Annotated in this window: 14 protein-coding genes; 7 read left to right on the top strand and 7 right to left on the bottom strand. The window is 66.1% G+C overall.

Annotated features, from left to right (window positions below):
• Nucleotides 1-10: 10 nt before the first annotated feature.
• Nucleotides 11-571, bottom strand: coding sequence for a polysaccharide biosynthesis/export family protein (locus tag ACSQ3P_RS07815; RefSeq protein ID WP_436164995.1), 561 nt, complete (start codon nt 569-571; stop codon nt 11-13).
• Nucleotides 572-751: 180 nt separating this feature from the next.
• Between ACSQ3P_RS07815 and ACSQ3P_RS07810 the strand changes: the two genes are divergently transcribed.
• Nucleotides 752-2,938, top strand: coding sequence for a GumC family protein (locus ACSQ3P_RS07810; RefSeq protein ID WP_436164994.1), 2,187 nt, complete (start codon nt 752-754; stop codon nt 2,936-2,938).
• A 174-nt stretch (nt 2,939-3,112) separates the two neighbouring features.
• Here ACSQ3P_RS07810 and ACSQ3P_RS07805 read toward each other — a convergent pair whose 3' ends face one another.
• Complete coding sequence (locus ACSQ3P_RS07805) at nt 3,113-4,342, bottom strand: GNAT family N-acetyltransferase (RefSeq protein ID WP_436164993.1); 1,230 nt, start codon at nt 4,340-4,342, stop codon at nt 3,113-3,115.
• Between the two features lie 228 nt (nt 4,343-4,570).
• On the opposite strand from ACSQ3P_RS07805, the gene ACSQ3P_RS07800 reads away from it, so the two are divergent.
• Entirely contained in the window at nt 4,571-5,623 is a 1,053-nt protein-coding gene (locus ACSQ3P_RS07800) for a polysaccharide deacetylase family protein (RefSeq protein WP_436164992.1), read from the top strand.
• 670 nt (nt 5,624-6,293) lie between these two features.
• Here the strand turns inward: ACSQ3P_RS07800 and ACSQ3P_RS07795 are convergent.
• Complete coding sequence (locus tag ACSQ3P_RS07795) at nt 6,294-6,503, bottom strand: DUF2842 domain-containing protein (RefSeq protein ID WP_310151153.1); 210 nt, start codon at nt 6,501-6,503, stop codon at nt 6,294-6,296.
• 106 nt (nt 6,504-6,609) lie between these two features.
• Here ACSQ3P_RS07795 and ACSQ3P_RS07790 point away from each other — a divergent pair, with 106 nt between their 5' ends.
• Entirely contained in the window at nt 6,610-7,758 is a 1,149-nt protein-coding gene (locus ACSQ3P_RS07790) for a COX15/CtaA family protein (protein WP_436164991.1), read from the top strand.
• A 59-nt stretch (nt 7,759-7,817) separates the two neighbouring features.
• Here ACSQ3P_RS07790 and ACSQ3P_RS07785 read toward each other — a convergent pair whose 3' ends face one another.
• The 3 genes from ACSQ3P_RS07785 to ACSQ3P_RS07775 form a co-directional block, all read right to left on the bottom strand.
• Nucleotides 7,818-9,095 (bottom strand): O-acetylhomoserine aminocarboxypropyltransferase, encoded by a 1,278-nt coding sequence (locus tag ACSQ3P_RS07785; RefSeq protein WP_436164990.1) that lies wholly within the window; start codon nt 9,093-9,095, stop codon nt 7,818-7,820.
• A gap of 87 nt (nt 9,096-9,182) precedes the next feature.
• Nucleotides 9,183-10,415, bottom strand: a complete 1,233-nt coding sequence (locus ACSQ3P_RS07780; protein WP_436164989.1) for an FAD-dependent oxidoreductase — start codon at nt 10,413-10,415, stop codon at nt 9,183-9,185.
• Nucleotides 10,416-10,608: 193 nt separating this feature from the next.
• On the bottom strand, nt 10,609-11,139 hold the full coding sequence (locus ACSQ3P_RS07775) for a CoA-binding protein (protein ID WP_436164988.1): 531 nt from the start codon (nt 11,137-11,139) through the stop codon (nt 10,609-10,611).
• A gap of 249 nt (nt 11,140-11,388) precedes the next feature.
• Between ACSQ3P_RS07775 and ACSQ3P_RS07770 the strand changes: the two genes are divergently transcribed.
• The 4 genes from ACSQ3P_RS07770 (at nt 11,389) to ACSQ3P_RS07755 (ending at nt 15,202) form a co-directional block, all read left to right on the top strand.
• Entirely contained in the window at nt 11,389-11,670 is a 282-nt protein-coding gene (locus ACSQ3P_RS07770; protein WP_436164987.1) for a hypothetical protein, read from the top strand.
• Between the two features lie 20 nt (nt 11,671-11,690).
• Nucleotides 11,691-12,647 carry an agmatinase gene (gene speB / locus ACSQ3P_RS07765; protein ID WP_436164986.1) on the top strand — a complete coding sequence of 319 codons (957 nt, stop codon included), beginning with the start codon at nt 11,691-11,693 and terminating at the stop codon, nt 12,645-12,647.
• Between the two features lie 380 nt (nt 12,648-13,027).
• Nucleotides 13,028-13,963 carry an N-acetyl-gamma-glutamyl-phosphate reductase gene (argC, locus tag ACSQ3P_RS07760; RefSeq protein WP_436164985.1) on the top strand — a complete coding sequence of 312 codons (936 nt, stop codon included), beginning with the start codon at nt 13,028-13,030 and terminating at the stop codon, nt 13,961-13,963.
• 117 nt (nt 13,964-14,080) lie between these two features.
• Complete coding sequence (locus tag ACSQ3P_RS07755; RefSeq protein ID WP_436164984.1) at nt 14,081-15,202, top strand: helix-turn-helix transcriptional regulator; 1,122 nt, start codon at nt 14,081-14,083, stop codon at nt 15,200-15,202.
• A gap of 220 nt (nt 15,203-15,422) precedes the next feature.
• Here ACSQ3P_RS07755 and ACSQ3P_RS07750 read toward each other — a convergent pair whose 3' ends face one another.
• Entirely contained in the window at nt 15,423-16,274 is an 852-nt protein-coding gene (locus ACSQ3P_RS07750; protein WP_436164983.1) for a fumarylacetoacetate hydrolase family protein, read from the bottom strand.
• Between the last annotated feature and the right edge of the window lie 180 nt (nt 16,275-16,454).

The following is a 16,454-nucleotide window of genomic DNA, read 5'->3' as shown; positions in this document are numbered from 1 at the left end:
TCCGGACGGATCAGAACCAGCGTTCCTTGATGACGATCGTATCGCCCGGCTGGACGGCGTAGGTGATCGGTACCGTCGCGGTCACCAATTGGCCGTCGACCTGCCGCGTCACCTCTGCCGAGGAGCGCTGCCCGCGCGGAGTGAAGCCGCCGGCGATTGCGACCGCAGTCTGCACCGTCATGCCGTTGACGTAAGGAAACTGGCCCGAATTGGTGACTTCGCCCAAGACGAAGAACGGGCGGTAGGTATCGACCTCGACCGAAACCTTGGGCTCGCGCAGATAACCGCGCCGCAACCGCCCCTCGATTGCCTTTTCGAGCTGCTGGGTGGTGTGCCCCTGCGCCTCGATCGTGTCGATCAGTGGCATCGAGATGCGGCCTGCGCCGTCGACCGCGTAGATGTTCGAAAGATTGTCCTGCCCGAAGACGATGATGCGCAGGCGGTCGCCGCTGGCGAGTCGATAGGGGCCGCTGGGCTGGGCGACGGCATAATCGGCATCGACATAGCGCGGCGCGCAAGCGGTCGCGGTCATTGCGATGGCCAGAGCAAGAGGGGCGAGATGGCGACTCATCACGAGCGATACCCATGCGGAAACTGAAATCAGGACTAGGCCGATATGGTTAAGAAAGCCTGATGATGAACAAGGTTTTGCTGTCCATTGCCGGCTTTAACTCGGCACTAACCTTACTGAGCTTTGATGATGGTCGCGTTCTCTCCGGAGCGCCGCGAAGTGTCCGTGAAGGGAAGCGTCATGACAGCTCAGACCGAGAGCCAAGCGCGAGCCGAGAGCCAGGCACGAACCGAAAACTATGGGCGTGATGCCGGCGAGGCGCGCGGCGACATGCTCGATCTGGCGGCACTGTGGCTGGCGATCAAGCGTCGTAAGCTCTGGATCATCGCCCCGACGGTGGCGGCGCTCGGCCTGTCCTTCGTTGCCGTCAACCTCGTGCCCGCCCGCTACACCGGCGAGGCGCGCATCCTTCTGGAGAACCGCGACAGCTTCTATACGCGGCCGGGGCAGAGCACCGGCGAAAGCTCGGGCCAGCAATTCGACAGCGAAGGCGTGCAGAGCCAGGTTCAGGTCATCATGTCGCGTGACCTGGCGCGCGAGGCGATCAAGCGCATCGGCCTCGTCGGCAATTCCGAGTTCGATGCGGGTGCCGGCGCGCTGAGCGCATTGAAGAAGATCGGCGTGATGATCGGAATCGGCGGCCATCCGGCCGATCGTTCGCCGGAGGAGCGCGTCCTCGAGAAATATTATGACCGCTTGCTGGTCTATCCCGTCGGTCGCTCGCGTATCGTCTCGGTCGAGTTCACCTCGCATGATCCCGAGCTCGCGGCCAAAGGCGCCAACACCATCGCCAGCACCTATCTGGAGACGCAGGAGGCGGCGAAGCAGGACACGGCGCGCAGCGCCTCCTCCTGGCTCTCGACCACGATCGAGCCCTTGCGCAAACGCCTCGCCGAGGCCGAGGCCAAGGTCGAGGAATACCGCTCGCGCAATGGCCTGCTGGTTGGCGCCAACAACACCACGATCACCTCCCAGCAGCTCACCGACCTCTCGGCTCAGCTTTCTGCCGCCCGCAGCCAGCAGGCCGAGGCGCAGGCCAAGGCTGGCCTGATCCGCGACGCGATCAAGCAGGGCCGCACCTTCGAAATTCCCGATGTCGCCAATAACGAACTGGTACGCCGCCTGATCGAGCAGCGCGTCAATCTGCGCGCCCAGATCGCGCTCGAATCGCGCAACCTTCTCTCCGAGCATCCGCGGATCAAGGAGTTGAATGCCCAGCTCGCCGATCTCGAGGGCCAGCTCCGTGCTGCCTCGGAGCGCGCGGTGCGCACCCTGGAGAATGAGGCCAAGATTGCCGGCCAGCGTGTCGAGAGCTTCACCGCCGCCCTCGACGGCCAGAAGAAGAACGTCTCCAGCGCCAATGACAGCGAGGTGCAATTGCGCGCCCTGGAGCGCGAGGCCCGCACGCTGCGCGACCAGCTCGAGCAGTATATGCAGCGCTACCGCGAAGCGATGGCGCGCGACACTCAGAACGCCGCCCCGGCCGATGCGCGCATTATCTCGCGCGCCGTCGAGCCGACCGAGCCGTCCTTCCCCAAGAAGATCCCGACCATGGTCGTGGCGACGCTGGCGACCTTCATGATCGCGCTGGCCGCAGTCGCCTCGCGCGAATTGCTCAACGGGCAGGCCGGTGCGCCGTCCGGCAAGCCGCAGCGCGCTCCGGGGTGGGTCGGCGGCGGCACGACCGCCCGCACCGACCCGCGCCGCGAGCGCGTCGCGGGGCTGCTCACCCATGGCGGCCGGCTCGGCCAGATCACGCTCGACCTCGATCGGCCGGAAGAGACGCTGGCCGATCTCGCCGAGCGGATCGACGAACCGCCGCGCGGCATGGCCCCCATGGTCGTGGTGCTGGATGGCGGCGGCGACGGCGCGACGACGGCGCGCGACCTGGCCGAGCTTTTGTCCCAGCGCTGCCGCTGCATCATCGTCGATCTTGTCGTCGACGAGGATCTCAGCCAGGCCGGCTTCTCGGAACTGCTCGCCGGCGAGGCGCTGTTCTCCGACATCATCACGCGCGCCGAGGGCTCGCGGCTGCACCGCATCGGGCCCGGCCATGCCGGCCGTGACGCGGTGCTGGCGGCGCCCGACCTCGTCGAGGTCGCGCTCGACGCCCTCTGCGAGACCTACGACTGGGTGCTGGTTGCGGCAGCCTCGAGCGATGACAGCGCCGTTCTGGCGCCGATCGCGGGGCGCGCCCAGGGTGGGCTCGTCATGGCCGGCCAGGTCGGCAACGGCCACGCGGTCGAGGCGGCCTATCGCCTCTCGGATCTGACGAAGGCGCCGGTCGCGCTCGTGCTCGATGCGCCGCCCGTGAACCTCGCCGGGGCGATGGCGATGATGCGCCAGCACGACGAGGAGCCGGCCTGAGGTCTGGAGCTCGTTCGGAAACTCCAGCCCTCATCCTGAGGAGCCATTCCTGTGGGAATGGCGTCTCGAAGGATGCTCCAGGAGACTCCCGAACCACCTGGAGCATCCTTCGAGACGCTGCTTCGCAGCTCCTCAGGATGAGGGCTGTGGGAATCCCTGACGGTCTCCGAGGGGCTATTCCTCGCTCGCGCTGCGGCCTCGGTTCAGCCAGCCCGAGGCGCGCTGCGCCAGTTTCAGCAGCACAGGCGAACTCTTGACCCGGCGCTTGAGCGCGCGCTTGGCCCGGGCCACGCCGGCGAAGGCGCGTCCCTTCACTGTGAGCGGCAGGAAGGTGTCGACCAGCTCGTCGCGATCGTCGCAGATCGTCGTCTTGTAGCGCGCTTCGCCGACGCCGAGATCGAAGACGCTGATGCCGGCATTGCCTTTCAGCTTGATCAGGTCGACCAACAGGATCTCGCCGGGGCTGGTCTTGGCGACCTCGCTGTCCATGTCGAAAGAGGTCGCCATCCCGGAGAAGCGCTGGCCCTGCACCGCGCCGACATAGGTCGCGACCGAACGGCCCTCGACATCGAGCGAGTAGAGTTCGAGCGCCGGCGCGACCGCGCCTTCCGTTGCGGCGGCGCGCTGCAGGAAGGAGCGCATCGCCGGATCGGCGAAAGGATCGGGCACACCCAAGGCCCTGAAGCGCGCGGCCTTCTGGATCAGGAAGGCGTCGATCACGCTGGCGATCTCGGCCTCGCTCTCCGCCTTGACCAGTCGCGAGACGCCGAAGCTGGCGAAGCGGTTGCGCTTGTTCTTGAGCTTCTTATGCGCATGGCTGCTCATGGCGCGCCGCAGCGCACCGTCGGAATCGCCCGGCGTGAGCGCGAGCTTATAGGCGCCGCTCGGGCTCGGCCCGGCCGCGAGCAGGGCCGTCGGGTTCGCCACGCCCTGCCACAGCGTCGGCTGGTTGACGAAGACGAAGGCGTCGAGCCCGCCGATCGCCGCCCCGATCTCGTCGAGCATCCGGTGCGTCGTCTCGGCATCGAGGGCTGCGGCGAAATCGGGCGCGTAGAGGCCCATATGGTAGTTGGCGTGCTTGCCGCCGATGAATTCGGCGAAGCGAATGCCGTTGCGGCGCGTGATGACCAGCGGCAGGATCGCGATGGCCTGGGCCAGCGCATCGCGCAGCACGGCATAGCGGAAATCCATGCCATGGGCCGCGCCGACCGTCTCGGTGAAGGGCTGCACCCAGCCATAGGCCTGATAGGGCGTCACCAGCGCATGCGCCTCGAGCGCGTGCCAATCGGCTTCGATCGCGGCGATGTCGGAGGCGATCGCAAGCGATCGCCAAGGCCGGGCGCTGAGCGCGCTGCGGTTCTCGGTGAGGGACAAGGCCGAAGGGCGTTCGGCGAGTGCGGACATGCTCAGGCGGCCTCTGCGGGCAAATGATGAGCCCTTTTAACCCGCTATTGTGAACAGACCGGTCAAGCTCGCGTGAGCCGGCCGCGAGATCGGTGAACAGCGTTACCGAGCGGTTGCTAGAGCATTTTCGAGCGAAGTGGACACCGGTTCGCGCGAAGAAAATGCGATAAAACAAGGAGGTAGAGCATTTCCGCGGGGAGAAACGCGGAAATGCTCTAGGGATAAACGATGAATCTGCGCCACAAAGCCTTCTCGGCCGTGTTTAAGGCGATCGCGCTGACCCGCGCCGACCGCTGGGGCAGGGGCCTTGCGCAAGGCGCAGGCGTGATCCTGACCTTGCACCATGTCCGGCCGGCTTCCACGGCGGGATTCCAGCCCAACCGCCTGCTGGAGATCACGCCGGAGTTTCTCGACCTGACCCTGACGCTGATCAGGGCGCAGGGTTATGACATCGTCTCGCTCGACGAGGCGGTCACGCGCCTGACCAGCAACAGGCAGAGCCGCTTCTTCGTCGCGCTGACTTTCGATGACGGCTATCGCGACAATCTCGACCATGCCTGGCCGGTGCTGGCGAAGCATGAGGCGCCCTGGACATTGTTCGTGACGCCGGGCTTCGCCGACCGCAGCGCGCGGCTCTGGTGGTTGGAGCTGGAGGAGACGATCCGCGCCCTGCCGCGCATCGCGGTGGAGCTGCCCGATGGCGGCTTTGCCGCCCGCACCGAAACCGACACTGAAAAGCAGCAGGCCTTCACCGCGCTCTACTGGCGTCTGCGTAAACAGCCGGAAGCGATTCTGCTCTCTGCGATTTCCGCCCTGACGCAACAGGCCGGTGTCGATTCTACCGCACTCACCGAGCGCGAATGCCTGCCCTGGGAGACACTGCGCGCCGTCTCGGGCGCGCCCGGCGTGACGATCGGCGCCCATACGCTCAGTCACCCGATGCTGGCGAAACACGAGGCCGAGATCGCCCGTAGCGAGATCGTCGAGAGCAAGGCGCGCCTGGAGGCGGAGCTCGGCATTCCGATCCATCACTTCGCCTATCCCGTGGGAGACCCGACCTCGGCTGGTCCGCGCGAATTCAAGATGGCGGGGAAAGCGGGGTTCGCCAGCGCCGTGACGACGCGACCGGGCCATCTCTTCGACGCGCATGCGCGCCATCTCCACGCCTTGCCGCGCGTCTCGCTCAACGGTCATCACCAGAGCGAGGAGGCGGTGCGGGCGCTGCTCTCGGGCCTGCCGTTTCTGCTGTGGAACCGGGGGCGGCGGGTGAATGTGGGGTAGCTTGGCGGGGACGATGCTGTGAGTGGTGAATTTTTTGGACTCGTGATCATACCGGCTGTCTTGTTCGCTGGTGGATGGCTCTTATTCTATATGAGTGAGACGACGTATGAGGTCGTTCTCGCTAAGATATTTGGGTTTTTACTGCTCACTCCATTCCTGTTCATCGCGTCCATGTCAGCAAATATGCCTCATGTTCACGACGATCCGGCGATAGCGCCGACTTACGGCATGTTTATATTGGCCGGAATAATATTTAAGTTTAATAGAAAGGTCGGGATCTATTTTACAGGAGTCCCGTATGCGGTGATGCTGTATTTTTACTTAAGTAGATAGAGGTGTTCCAGCTCGCGTCGAAAATCTCGGTTGGCTCTTGCCGCGCGTTTCGCTCAACGGTTTGCCTCAGATCGAGGAGGCGGTGCGAGGGCTACTCTCGGGCCACCCGTTTCTGTTGTGGAACCGGGAGCGGTGGGTGAGCGTGGGGTAGCTGCGCTGCCGCTTCCCTTCTCCCCTCGCGGGAGAAGGTGGCTCGGCGAAGCCGAGACGGATGAGGGGGCGCTCGACGATTGCTGGCTTGCCTTAGAAGGTTAGTCGGAAAGGGCACGGCACCCCCTCATCCGCCCCTGCCGGGGCACCTTCTCCCGCGAGGGGAGAAGGGAAGAAGCGTCGCGCCTCACCTCTCGTCCTTGCGCTCCATCCAGCGGATCAGCGGTAGCAGCGGCAGGACCCAGGCGAGGCCGAGCGCGATATAGGCGATCGTCTGCACCAGCTTCGGCGCCTCGGTGATACGGCCCTGCGCCAGCGCCATGGCGACGAGCGCGTAGATGCAGACGAAGACGAGGATCGCGACGGTGCCGATCAGCTTGCGGTGGCTCTGGGTCATGCTTCGTCTCCGGCCCTGCGAGCCGTCGGCTGCGGCAATGCGGGCGTTGTCGGGTCTATCTTGCGGGTCTATCTGTCACCCGCGCGCCTGATTGTGAAGCGCGGCATTGACGAGCGAAGGCGCAGCTTCCGTGACGATCGCCCTGGACCAGCCCGTTTCCCAGACGAGCAGCAGCACAAGCCATGCCGGCATCCGTCGCTGGCTCTGGATCGTCGCCGCGCTCGTCTTCGTCATGGTCATCGTCGGCGGCGCGACGCGGTTGACGGGCTCGGGCCTCTCGATCACCGAATGGAAGCCGATCACCGGTGCGCTGCCGCCGCTCTCGGAGGCTGCCTGGGCGGCCGAGTTCGAGAAGTATCGCGCCAGCCCGCAATACCAGCTCCTCAATGCCGGCATGGCGATCGGTGAGTTCAAGTTCATCTATTGGTGGGAATGGGGCCACCGCCAGCTCGGCCGCTTCATCGGCCTGGTCTATCTCGCCGGTTTCCTGGTCGTGGCGCTGCGCCGCCTGCTGCCATGGCGGCGGACGCTCGTTTTGTTCGGCATGGGCCTGCTGCTGGGCCTGCAAGGGGCGATCGGCTGGATCATGGTGGCCTCGGGGTTAGAGCCCGGCATGGTCGCCGTCGCGCCGGTGAAACTGACGCTGCATCTCACCTTCGCCGGGCTGTTCTTCGCCTCGGTCATCGCCTTCGCAACCTCACTGACACCCCTGCGGCGCATCGAGCCGGCGCGGGGGCGGCCCGTCGCCTGGCTGCTCCTGGCGCTGCTGTTCCTGCAGATCGCGCTCGGCGGGCTCGTGGCGGGGGCGCGGGCGGGCTTCACCCTCAACACCTGGCCGTTGATGGACGGCGCGGTCGTGCCGCCGGCCTCGATGCTGTTCGCGCAGAACCCGTTCTGGGAGAACTTCGTCGATAATGTCGCTCTGGTGCAGTTCAACCACCGCCTCGGCGCCTATCTCCTGCTCGCGGTCGCGCTCTGGCACATGCTCTGGCTGCGCCGCGTCATGCCGGGCTCCGGTGCGGCCAAGCGCGCGACCGCGATCTCAGGCCTCGTCCTGGCGCAGTCGGCGCTCGGCATCGTGACCTTGCTGCTGGTCGTGCCGCTCTGGGCGGGGCTGGCGCATCAGGCGCTCGGCTTCACCGTGCTCGCCATGGGCGTGGTGCATCTGACGCGTAGCTCTGTCATTCCGGGGTTTCGCGCAGCGAAGAACCCGGAACCCACGACTGGGCGCAACCTCGCAAGCGGGTCGGCCTGAGCACCGGCACGTGGGTTCCGGGCTCGCTGCTGCGCAGCGCCTCGGAATGACATTGAGACTCAGCCCAGCGCCTGATCGAGATCGTCGATCAGGTCGGCGACATCCTCCAGCCCGATCGAGAGCCGCACCACCTCCGGTCCGGCGCCCGAGGCGGTCTTCTGTGCGTCCGTGAGCTGGCGATGGGTGGTCGAGGCCGGGTGGATCACCAGCGAGCGGGTATCGCCGATATTGGCGAGATGCGAGAACAGCTTGAGGTCCGTGACCAGCTTGACGCCGGCCTCGTAGCCGCCCTTGAGGCCGATGGTCATGACCGCGCCGCCGCCCTTGGGCGAATAGCGCTGGGCGAGCTCGTAATATTTATTGCCGGGCAGGCTGGCATAGCTGACCCATTCCACCGCCGGATGGCTCGACAGATGTATGGCGACGGCCAGCGCGTTCTCGCAATGGCGCTGCATGCGCAGCGGCAGGGTCTCGATGCCGGTCAGGATCAGGAAGGCGTTGAAGGGCGACAGCGCTGGACCCATGTCGCGCAGGCCGAGCACGCGGGTCGCGATGGCGAAGGCGAAATTGCCGAAGGTCTCGCCCAGCACCATGCCGTTATATTCAGGTCTGGGCTTGGACAGCATCGGGTAGCGGTCATCGCCGACCCAGTTGAACGAGCCGCCATCGACGATGATGCCGCCGACGGAGTTGCCGTGCCCGCCCAGGAATTTTGTGGCGGAGTGCACGACGATGTCGGCGCCATGCTCGAAGGGGCGGATCAGATAGGGGCTCGCCATCGTGTTGTCGACGATGAGCGGGATGTTGTGCTTCCTCGCGATGGCCGCGATGCCGGCGATGTCGACCACGACGCCGCCGGGATTGGCGATCGATTCGATGAAGATCGCCTTGGTCTTGGGCGTCACCGCGGCGGCAAAGCTCTCAAGATCGTCGGAATCGGCCCAGATCACGCCCCAGCCGAAGTTCTTGTAGGAGTGGTTGAACTGGTTGATCGAGCCGCCATAGAGCTTCTTGGCGGCGACGAACTCGTCGCCCGGCTGCAGCAGCGCGTGGAAGGTCAGGAACTCGGCGGCGTGGCCCGAGGCGACGGCGAGTGCCGCCGTGCCGCCTTCGAGCGCAGCCACGCGCTCCTCCAGCACCGCATTGGTCGGATTGCCGATGCGGCTGTAGATATTGCCGAAGGCCTGCAGGCCAAAGAGCGAGGCGGCGTGGTCGACATCGTCGAAGACGAAGCTGGTGGTCTGGTAGATCGGCGTGGCGCGCGCGCCGGTGGCTGCGTCAGGGGCCGCGCCCGCATGGATGGCAAGCGTGTGGAAACCCGGTGCGCGGTCGGTCATGGCGTGCTCCCTGAAGACTTCTGAATTCGAGACGATGCGTTCGTTTTAAAGAACGGCCTCGACGGCGTCAATTCATGGGCCGGGTGCTCAAGGGCGGACTGCGAGCTGCGGCCCGATATGCTCCGGCCTGATTCCGAGGCCGACGATGCGCGCCGGGATGCGGCGCAGGATCGGGAACCAATCGAACAGCCTGACCAGGAAGGGCGGGCCGAGCGGCGCATCGCTGTCGGCGCGCGCCAGGAGCGGCGAGATGATGCGGTTTTGCGCCAGAACCTGGATGCGTTGCGTCGCCCTGGTCGGGAATTCCCGGCGCTCCTGCACGGCTGCGAGATCGGCGTCTGCGAGCCGCTTCTCGCGCAAGGGCGTGGCGAGGCGATTGGCCGCCGCGACCGCGTCCTGCACCGCGAGATTGATCCCGACGCCGCCGATCGGCGACATCGCATGCGCTGCGTCGCCGATGCAGATGAGGCCGGGGCGCCACCAGCGCTCGAGCCGGTCGACCGCGACAGTCAGCAGCTTGATCTCGTCCCAGTCCGCGATGACGTCGATCCGGTTGGCGAACCAGGGCGTGAGCTTGACGATGCCCTCGCGGAAGGCCTGGAGCCCGGCGGCGCGCAGCGCGTCGAACCGGCCCTTCGGAATGACGAAGGCGCATTGCCAGTAGTCGCCCCGGTCGAGCGTGACGAGCAGGCGGCCATTGGCGACCTGGCCGCCGGTCTGGCCGGGGTCGCCCGCTCCACGCGGCAGCCGGAACCAGAGCACGTCCATCGGCGCGCCGATATCGAGGCTCTTCAGGCCGGACGCCGCCCGGATATCGGAACGGCGGCCATCGGCCGCGACGACGAGATCGGCACGGATGCGGAGCGGACCGTCATCGGCCGTGCCGGTGAGGCCGACGATCCGGCCGTCCTCCTCGATCAGCCCCTCGGCCTTCGCATTCATCAGCAAGGTGAAGCGCGCCTGCTCGCGGCCCCTGTCGGCCAGGAAGTCGAGGAAATCCCATTGCGGCATCATCGCGACATAGGGAGCCACGACCGGTAGATGCGAGAAATCGACGAATTGGATGGTCTCGGTACCGAAGCGGATGGCGAGCTCGCGGGTCTTGGTATGCGGCAGCTTGAGGAAATCCTCGAGCAGGCCGAGCTCGTGCATCAATTGCAGCGTCGAGGGGTGGATGGTGTCGCCGCGGAAATCGCGCAGGAAGTCGGCATGCTTCTCCAGCACGACGACATCGACGCCCGCCCGCGCCAGCAGGAAGCCGAGCATCATCCCGGCCGGGCCGCCGCCGGCGATGCAGCAGGTGGTGGAGAGCTCGCGCATCGCATCGTCTCCGTGACCCAGCTTTCGACACCTGCTGATTTCACACGGAAACACGGCGTCATCCCGGGCAAGTGAAGCGCAGACCCGGGATCCATCGTAGGGCGCGGCGGAGCCCTATGATGGATCCCGGATCAGCGCCGCTACGCGGCTTGTCCGGGATGACGCAGCGGTTACGAGCAAAAACGCCATGGCCTCACGTCCCCGGCCGGTGGATCGTCAGCTTCTGAAATCCCTTGCCGGCGAGCACCGGCTTCTTCGAGGAGAGAATCCGCGAATTGATGCCCTGCCAGCCGATCTCGCCGGAGAGCCGGCCATATTCGATCTTGGGGCAGCGATTCATGATCACGGTGATGCCCTTCGCCTCGGCCCGCGCGGCGGCCTCGTCATTGCGCACCGAAAGCTGCATCCAGATGACCTTGGGCAGGGGATCGAGCGTCAAAGCCTCGTCGGTGATCGGTCCGGCCGCTTCCGAATTGCGGAAGATCTCGACCATGTCGATCGCGCCGGGGATGTCTTTCAGCGAGCCGTAGACGGTCTTGCCCAGCAGCGTCTGTCCGGCGAGCCCGGGATTGACGGGGATGACGTCATAGCCGCGATCGAGCAGGTATTTCGTCACGATCCAGCTCGGCCGCGCCTCGTTGCCGGAGGCTCCAACCAGCGCGATGCGCTTCACGCTCTTGAGGATCTCGCGGATCAGGCTGTCGGGGTAGGCGTCGTGAGGCATGAAGAGGATCCGGCGAGAGGGCAAGCGCGGTTCTACACCTGCGCTGGCGGAGCGTCGATCTCGAAGCGCGAGCGGTTCTCCCACCGGAAAATCCCTTGGAAACGACAGATTCGGCTGTGCAGCCCTGCCGCAGCGGCTGGAGCCGCGGGCGCGCCGTGCTAAATCTCAGAGCAGGATGCGAAAAAGTCGGAACCGGTTTTTCGCATTGATCCTGCTCTTGAACTAGACCCGCCGCCGCTCCGGAACTCCATGCGCGTCCTGCTCGTCCTGATCGCTCTCGGCATGATCGCCGTGCCTGCTCTGCTGGCGCTGTCGCGTGACGACGCGTCGCGCGCCCGGCGCATCGGCAGCGCGCTGGTGATCTTTCTGGCGCCGGCCATGGCGCTCGGGATGATCCATGGCGTGCCGGAGCTCAATGGCCGGGCGCTGGACTATCCCATCGCCTGGACGACGCTGCGGCTGGTGCTCTCGGCGCTCGCGCTGATCCTGCCCTGGTGCCTCTATGTCTGGCTTTCCGGCCCGCGCCGCTGAGCCCTTTCGAGATCGCTGACATGACCGAACCCGCCGACACCCCGACGATCGACCACGCCTTCACCGGCGACAGGCGCGGGGCCGCGCATGACCCAACCTATGCCGGGGCGCTCTCCTTCATGCGCCGCCGCTACAGCAAGGACGTCACCGGCTGCGATCTGGTGATCTGGGGCGTGCCCTTCGACCTTGCCGTCTCGAACCGGCCGGGCACGCGCTTCGGCCCGCAGGCCCTGCGCCGCGTCAGCGCGATCTTCGACGGCGACGCGCAATATCCCTCGCGCATCGACCCGTTCGAGCATCTCTCGGCTGTCGATTACGGCGATTGCCTGCTGCCGCGCAGCGATCTCCAGGGCTGCGCCAAGGCGATCGAGGAGGGGGCGGCGAAGATCATCGCCAGCGGCGCCCATCTCGTCACGCTCGGCGGCGACCATTTCATCACCTTGCCGCTGCTGCGCGCTCATGTCGCCCGCCATGGCAAGCTCGCTCTGGTGCAGTTCGATGCGCATCAGGACACCTGGGATGACGGCGTCGGCGCGATCAGCCACGGCACCTTCGTGCTGGAGGCGGTGCGCGAGGGGCTGATCGATGTCGAGCGCTCGATCCAGATCGGCATCCGCACGGTCGCTCCGCGCGATTGCGGCATCGCGGTCATCGACGGCTATGCCGCGCAGGCGCTGGGCGTGGACGAGGTGGCCGCGCGCATCAGGCAGCGGGTGGGGCAGGGTCCGGCGTATCTGACCTTCGACATTGACGGGCTCGACCCCGCCTTCGCGCCGGGCACCGGCACGCCGGTGGCGGGCGGGCTCTCCTCGGCGCAGGGGCTGGGCATGGTCTGGGGCATCCGCGACCTCGATTTCCGCGGCATGGACGTGGTCGAAGTCTCGCCGCCCTATGACCACGCCGACGCGACCGCAATCGCCGGCGCGGCCGTGGCGCAGCATTACATCCAGGCGCTGGCGCTGAAGAAGATGGGGTGAGGCGGTTGAATCGGTTTGGCAGCGCCGCGGCACAACCGATTCAGATCATTGAGATAGGCCCTCTCGTCATGCTCGGCCTTGTGCCGAGCATCCACGTCTTGAATACGACGCTTGTCGGACGAAGACGTGGATGGTCGGGACAAGCCCGACCATGACGGTGGAGCGTCGGCCTGCGTCGAGATTGACAGCACGGCCTCCCTCCATCATATCCCTCTGCATGATCACGAACCCGATCCGACGTCGCCCGACCATGGCCGCCCCTGCGCGACCGCGATGACGCTCGGCTGCTAGTCCGATTGTCCGCGACCGCGCCCTGAGCGCGGTTTTTTTATGTCTGAAGCCGACGAAGCAACCTGCTTTCGCACCCATCGGGGGTCCAGATGAGCCAGAACCTGAAATCCATCTTCATCGACGGCGAGGCCGGCACCACGGGTCTCGGCATCCGCGACAGGCTAGCGGCCGTGCCCGAGGTCGTCGTGAAGAGCATCAGTGCCGACAAGCGCAAGGACCCCGCCGCGCGCAAGGAGATGATGGCGGGCGTCGATCTCGTCGTGCTCTGCCTGCCCGATGATGCGGCGCGGGAATCGGTCGCGCTCGCCGATGAACTCGGCGGCGACGCGCCCAAGATCGTCGATGCGGCAACGGCCCATCGCGTCGCGCCGGACTGGGTCTATGGCTTCGCCGAGATGGCACCGGGCCATGCCGAGAAGATCGCCAACGCCAACCGCGTCTCCAATCCCGGCTGCTATCCGACCGGCGCGATCGCGCTGTTGCGGCCGCTGGTCGATGCCGGCCTGCTGGCGCAGGACCATCCCGTCACCGTCAATGCGGTGTCGGGCTATTCCGGCGGCGGCAAAAGCATGATCGAGGCCTATGAGGCCGGTGCCGCTCCGGCCTTCGAGCTCTACGGGCTTGGCCTCCATCACAAGCATCTGCCGGAATTGCAGCTCTATTCGCGCCTGACGCGGCGGCCGATCTTCGTGCCCTCGGTCGGGAATTTCCGGCAGGGCATGCTGGTCTCGATCCCGCTGCATCTCGACATGCTGCCGGGCAAGCCGACGACCGCAGCGCTCGAGGCCGCGCTGACCGCGCACTATGCCGGCTCGACCTATGTCAGCGTGGTGCCGAGCGCTCAGGCCGGCGGCAAGCTGGAGCCGGAATCGCTCAACGACACCAACCGGCTCGAACTGCGCGTCTTCGGCGATGATGCGCTGGGCCAGGCGGTGCTGGTCGCCAAGCTCGACAACCTCGGCAAGGGCGCGTCGGGTGCGGCGGTGCAGAATATCCGGCTGATGCTGGGGCTCACTGAGGGCTGACACCCGGCCTTCACGGAAACGTGAAGAGGCGCTTGTTCTAACGCAAGGCAGTTTTCGGGGCGCGTCGTACCATAACGGCAGATGCGCGCCGCGAAGGCGTGGCGAAAGGATGAGCTCTTGCCGACGGCCGCGTCCCCGGAAAACCAGCTGATCGACGAAAACCAGCTGATCGACCGCATCTATGAGGCGGCCATCGTCCCGGAGGGATGGCCGGAGGTCTTGCGGGCGACAGCCGAGCTCGCCGGCTGCCGCGAGGCGCTGTTCGGCACGATACTGGACGCAGAGGCGCGCCTGACGGCGTCGAGCGCGGCCTTCGAAAATACCTATAACGACATCATGCTGCGCCTGCCCGTGCCGGTGAACCAGCGCAGTCTGCGGCTTCTTGCCTGCCGGCATGCAGGCTTCATCACCGACACGGATGTGTTCACGGCCGACGAGATCGCCACCGAGCCGCTCTATCAGGAGATGCTGATCCCTTCGGGCTATGGCTCGGCCGTGGCGACGGCGATCGCCTGTCCCTCGGGCGATGTGATCGTCGTCCATTGCGAGCGCGGCTTCGATGAAGGCACCGTGGAGCCCGAGGCGGTCGCTTCGCTCAACCGCTTGCGGCCGCATTTCGCCCGCGCCGGCCTGCTGGCGCGGCGTCTCGGGCTGGAGCGGGCGAGAGCTGCCGCCCAGGCGCTCGAAATGATGGGTTTGCCTGGCGCCGTGCTGGGACCGGGCGGGCGCATTCTCAGCGCCAACAGCCTGCTGACCGCGCTGATGCCGGCGATCTTCCGCGACCGGCCGACGCGGCTCGGGATCGTCGACGCCGCCGCCGACCGCATGCTGGAGACGGCCATGGCGGCGCTTGCCTATCAGGCTCATGATGCGGCGGTGCGTTCGATCGCGATCCCGGCAGGGCAGGGGCACCCACCCATCGTCGTGCATCTCTCGCCTGTGACAGGCCGGGCGCGCGACGTGTTCACGCTGGCGAGCGCGATCCTGGTCGCGACGCCGGTGCTGCCCCATCGCGTTCCGGGCGCTGATCTCATCGAGGGGTTGTTCGACCTGACGCCGGCGGAGGCGAAGCTCGCGGCGATGATCGCCGCCGGGCATGCACCCCGGCAGGCGGCGCAGCGATTGGGCGTGACGGAGGGGACCGCGCGTACGACGCTCAAGCGCGTCCTCGCCAAGACGGGGGTTCACCGCCAGTCGGATCTCGTCGGTATGCTTCAGGGCGCTGCGAAGCTCGGCTGACTGCCGAGATGGCAGGGATGCCCCCATTTGGGGGGTGCGCGGATCGCGGCGGCGTGAAATCTCTGGAAATATATGCAGCCTATCGGCTGCAATTCGGGGCGCCGTCACTCCGGCGGACCGCTTCCGGCGGGCTCTCATGGCAGATGAGGGCTGTTTGCCGGTTGAAGCTTACGCCACCATGACCGGGTCAAGCGGTCATGGTGGCGCTTTTTTAAAGCGCTCAGGAAGCCTTGAACGGCACGAAGTTCTGCTTCTGCGTACCCAGCCCATCGATGCCGAGCGTGACGACCTCGCCGCCCTTCAGGAAGCGCGGCGGCTTGAAGCCGAGGCCGACGCCGGGAGGCGTGCCGGTGGTGATGACGTCGCCGGCATCCAGGCGCATGAACTGGCTGATGTAGTGCACCAGATAGGCGGCGCCGAAGATCATCGTCTTGGTCGAACCGTTCTGGACGCGCTCGCCATCGACCTCGAGCCACATACCGAGATTCTGCACGTCGGCGATCTCGTCTGGCGTCACCAGCCAGGGGCCGAGCGGTCCGAAGGTCGGGCAGCCCTTGCCCTTGGCCCATTGTCCGCCGCGCTCGGCCTGGAACTCGCGCTCCGAGACGTCGTTGCAGACGCAGAAGCCGGCGATCGCGGCCATGGCATTCTTCTCGTCGATATAAGAGCCGCCGTCGCCGATAACGATGGCGAGCTCGACCTCCCAGTCGGTCTTCACCGAGGCCTTCGGGATCATCACGTCGTCATAGGGGCCGACGATGCAGTTCGGCGCCTTGTTGAACAGGATCGGCTCCTTGGGGATCGCGGCGCCGGTCTCGGCGGCGTGATCGGCGAAGTTGAGGCCGACGGCGATGAAGTTATGCACGTCGCCGACGCAGGCGCCGATTCGCGGCGAACCCTGGACGAGCGGCAGCGATTCGGGATCGAGCGCCTTGAGCTTGGCGAGCGAGGCCGAGCCGAGCGTCTTGCCGGCGAGATCCGGAATGACGCTGGAGAGGTCGCGCAAGCCGCCCTTGGCGTCGAGAAGAGCCGGCTTTTCCTGGCCAAAAGCACCATATCGCAGCAGTTTCATAGTGTTTCCCCCTGTTTCAATCGATCTAATTCGGGTGGCGCGCACCTGAGCGGATGGGGCGCGCAATGACAAGTGAGTTCCCGCGCATGACGCGGCTGCGTCTGGATAGCCATGAGATTGTTGCGCTGATGCAACGTATCCCGCGAAAGCAACATGCCCGGCAATCGGGCTGCCTTGCAT

It is taken from the genome of Allobosea sp. LjRoot9 (assembly GCF_964252745.1).
GTDB lineage: Bacteria > Pseudomonadota > Alphaproteobacteria > Rhizobiales > Beijerinckiaceae > Allobosea.
This window is presented reverse-complemented; position numbering and strand designations above follow the sequence as displayed.

Bases quoted from the DNA above. Each gene is read 5' to 3' on its own strand.
- ACSQ3P_RS07770 (WP_436164987.1), top strand. From the start codon at position 11,389: ATGCGCGTCCTGCTCGTCCTGATCGCTCTCGGCATGATCGCCGTGCCT.
- speB (WP_436164986.1), top strand. From the start codon at position 11,691: ATGACCGAACCCGCCGACACCCCGACGATCGACCACGCCTTCACCGGC.
- ACSQ3P_RS07775 (WP_436164988.1), bottom strand. From the start codon at position 11,139: ATGCCTCACGACGCCTACCCCGACAGCCTGATCCGCGAGATCCTCAAG.
- ACSQ3P_RS07815 (WP_436164995.1), bottom strand. From the start codon at position 571: ATGAGTCGCCATCTCGCCCCTCTTGCTCTGGCCATCGCAATGACCGCG.
- ACSQ3P_RS07810 (WP_436164994.1), top strand. From the start codon at position 752: ATGACAGCTCAGACCGAGAGCCAAGCGCGAGCCGAGAGCCAGGCACGA.
- argC (WP_436164985.1), top strand. From the start codon at position 13,028: ATGAGCCAGAACCTGAAATCCATCTTCATCGACGGCGAGGCCGGCACC.
- ACSQ3P_RS07780 (WP_436164989.1), bottom strand. From the start codon at position 10,415: ATGCGCGAGCTCTCCACCACCTGCTGCATCGCCGGCGGCGGCCCGGCC.
- ACSQ3P_RS07750 (WP_436164983.1), bottom strand. From the start codon at position 16,274: ATGAAACTGCTGCGATATGGTGCTTTTGGCCAGGAAAAGCCGGCTCTT.
- ACSQ3P_RS07805 (WP_436164993.1), bottom strand. From the start codon at position 4,342: ATGTCCGCACTCGCCGAACGCCCTTCGGCCTTGTCCCTCACCGAGAAC.
- ACSQ3P_RS07800 (WP_436164992.1), top strand. From the start codon at position 4,571: ATGAATCTGCGCCACAAAGCCTTCTCGGCCGTGTTTAAGGCGATCGCG.
- ACSQ3P_RS07795 (WP_310151153.1), bottom strand. From the start codon at position 6,503: ATGACCCAGAGCCACCGCAAGCTGATCGGCACCGTCGCGATCCTCGTC.
- ACSQ3P_RS07785 (WP_436164990.1), bottom strand. From the start codon at position 9,095: ATGACCGACCGCGCACCGGGTTTCCACACGCTTGCCATCCATGCGGGC.